Here is a 2,677-nt window from a genome sequence, read left to right as displayed (position 1 = left end):
TTAGGCTCCTTCAGAATGACGCTGTTCGTTTAGCTCTCTCTTTCCGTCATTCCCGCGAACCTAGGTGAGACTGGGAATCTACTCACCAAAAACTCGATCCAAATAATTAGCCAAAGCACTTACAATAAAAAATTCCAAAAAAGCTCTTTACCTCAACTTAACTTGAGGTTTTAGCATGTTCATCGTTGGCTAGGAAATGACAGAAAGGAGCACACAATGATCCAACTAGAACATGTGAACTTAGTGGTAAAGGATATCCCAGAAATGCTGAAGTTTTATCAAGCGGCATTTCCACATTGGTATGTACGTGATGAAGGTACTGGCGAATGGAGTGGAAAGCCGAGAAACTGGCTGCACTTTGGCGATGAGTACCAATACATTGCAATGAGCGACCACGGCGAAGGTAGCAACCGAGAATTAAGTGGTCACCAAGTTGGTCTCGCACACTTCGCCTACGTGACTAATGACATCGACGGTGTGACAAAACGATTGATTGAAGCAGGTTATCCAATTGCCCAACCCGGCGCAAAAGAGCCATACCGTAAGAACATTTACTTTGTTGACCCAGCTGGCTTTGAAATCGAATTTGTAGAATACCTTACCGATGATCCAAAACTACGTAACTTAACGAGTTAATACCAAATATAAAAAAAGCCAGCAGGAATTCCTTGCTGGCGTTTCGTTTATCAAGGGGGCGTAATTTAACGATATTCGTATCTATTGAGAAAGAGACGGGCGGTAAGGCTCTTCTCGAACACCGTGTGAGAGCACTAACTTAATAATGAAGATTGGTGCTAACCATTCTAAACCAGTCGGAGCCGGGACTAATGTCGAAAGAATGATGGATAACATGACTGCAAGTAGCGCAACCGGACGTTGTAAATAAAGCGGCAGGAAGTGCAAAAACACAACCGATACCATCATCACGGCATACCAGAAAAACGCGTAAGACCAAGCGACATCAAAACATAACGGCACAGCAAACAATTGAAAGTGAATAGCAGGGAACAAGAATTTGCTGCCTACCAATTTGCCCATCCAAGTCAGCTCAAGTTTTTGGTCGGTATGTAGAAATCGCTTCATCGAGCCTAAAGAGTTCGTCAGAACACCTCCAATCATATCTAACGTGAGCAATGACGCGACAATAATTTGAAGCCAACTCCACTCCAAAGTTTGCCATGCAAAAAAGTAGAGGATCACTGGAGCAATAAACGCTGCGTAATTGGCGATCATGGATTCCGCTTTGGTTGCACCAAACCCAGTCGTGAAGTTGAACTTACCCTCACAATCCCAATTGATATGCGCATTCTTTATCGTAGTTTTACTCGTAGACATCATTCGATCCCCTTCATTTAGACGGCTTATTCATTTCAAACCTTTTAAGACCACTTGGTCTATAAAAAGAATGATCGATCAAAACTTATCTTGTCATTTTTTAGACCAACTGTACCAAAATAAAAATAAAGCCAGTTGAGTCTCCTCTACTGGCTTTATCTGTTTGTTGTCCAGACTGATCTATTTGTCGTCATCAACGCTGCTTGGCGAAGACTTGGGTCCAGTAATAGCGATAATTCGTCGATTGGTTCTCCACCATGGATGAGCCCATCTGGTCGAAGTCGGCGTTCATGATATTGAGGCAGTGCCCTTCACTCGATAGCCAAGAGTTCATTACCGCATCGATTGAACGTTGCCCTCTCGCGACATTCTCTTCTAACCTGCTCCAAGCATAACCTGTGGCATTGACACGACTGGAAAGCGTGCTGCCATTTGATCCGGTATGGCTCATAAAATCACTGTTTGCCATATCGCTAGAGTGTCCATACGCTGCGCTTTCTAAATCGTAACTCCAAGTAAGCGCTCCAACGGGAGGCATAGTTCTTGAGCCACATTGCTGAGTTTTAGATCGAGCATCGTTAACTGCAGCAAGCATTTGCTCGGCAAAAGTGGTGGCTGTAGGTGGTGTATCAGGGGATTGTGAGCCGCTGTCTGCAGGTGATGACGAATCTCCATCGCCACCGCATGCACTGAGAAGTAGCGCCAAAGTAGGCACTAAGATCTTTGTTGGCATTGTCTGTCCTTATCTGTTTGACGAAAGGCAAAAAACGCTTTCGATAACCAAGTTCAATAACCTAACAAAAACCAATAAAAGCACCATATGGTGCAAGGTGTTTTAACCAAATACTCACGCTACGCTTTCATAGCTCGAATTTGCTTACGACTGGAGATTCAATTCCATATCGATACGGTGCATATCGACACCCCAACCATCAGGGATGTAGTTCAGCTCTACGGCACCATATTTGGCAAAAAACGGCGCAGATAAATGACTTGCGGCGATTTTGATTTGGGGGATGTTCAACTGCTCAGCTCGGTGAATCGCTCGGCTCATAAACTCATGACCAATCTTCATGCCTTGCGCTTTTGGTGAGATTAAAATCCAGTTCAAGCTATGAAATGCCTGTGTTTTGCCACTCAAACCATAAGCACCAACGAGTTCACCATTTAGAAAGCACACTTCATAACCTTGTGGGTCACTATCAAGAAACTCCGCGTAATCTTCTCTTTCATTGATTGCGAAATATACCCAAGTAACCTCGAGATGCTAGGTTCAGCGAGACTGACTTGGTTTGTAGACGCGGCGGCGATTTAAAGGTTTAGTGGGTCTAAATCAAGAATC

4 protein-coding genes are annotated in these 2,677 nt (G+C 44.1%); 1 reads left to right on the top strand and 3 read right to left on the bottom strand.

Annotated features, from left to right (window positions below; translation table 11 throughout):
• Nucleotides 1-216: 216 nt before the first annotated feature.
• A complete protein-coding gene (locus MHO32_RS25475; RefSeq protein WP_114320387.1) occupies nt 217-636 on the top strand; it encodes a VOC family protein in 420 nt (139 codons plus the stop codon).
• An 81-nt stretch (nt 637-717) separates the two neighbouring features.
• On the opposite strand, the gene MHO32_RS25470 is transcribed toward MHO32_RS25475, so the two are convergent.
• From MHO32_RS25470 to MHO32_RS25460, 3 genes are all read right to left on the bottom strand, one after another.
• On the bottom strand, nt 718-1,335 hold the full coding sequence (locus MHO32_RS25470) for a hypothetical protein (protein WP_005450025.1): 618 nt from the start codon (nt 1,333-1,335) through the stop codon (nt 718-720).
• Nucleotides 1,336-1,528: 193 nt separating this feature from the next.
• Nucleotides 1,529-2,068 (bottom strand): CAP domain-containing protein, encoded by a 540-nt coding sequence (locus MHO32_RS25465; RefSeq protein WP_239214976.1) that lies wholly within the window; start codon nt 2,066-2,068, stop codon nt 1,529-1,531.
• A gap of 144 nt (nt 2,069-2,212) precedes the next feature.
• On the bottom strand, nt 2,213-2,572 hold the full coding sequence (locus MHO32_RS25460; RefSeq protein WP_173364788.1) for a GNAT family N-acetyltransferase: 360 nt from the start codon (nt 2,570-2,572) through the stop codon (nt 2,213-2,215).
• Nucleotides 2,573-2,677: the final 105 nt, after the last annotated feature.

This window comes from Vibrio sp. MMH1-50 (genome assembly GCF_022347645.1).
Classification (GTDB): Bacteria; Pseudomonadota; Gammaproteobacteria; order Enterobacterales; family Vibrionaceae; genus Vibrio; species Vibrio harveyi.
This window is presented reverse-complemented; position numbering and strand designations above follow the sequence as displayed.

Bases quoted from the DNA above. Each gene is read 5' to 3' on its own strand.
- MHO32_RS25475 (WP_114320387.1), top strand. From the start codon at position 217: ATGATCCAACTAGAACATGTGAACTTAGTGGTAAAGGATATCCCAGAA.
- MHO32_RS25470 (WP_005450025.1), bottom strand. From the start codon at position 1,335: ATGTCTACGAGTAAAACTACGATAAAGAATGCGCATATCAATTGGGAT.
- MHO32_RS25465 (WP_239214976.1), bottom strand. From the start codon at position 2,068: ATGCCAACAAAGATCTTAGTGCCTACTTTGGCGCTACTTCTCAGTGCA.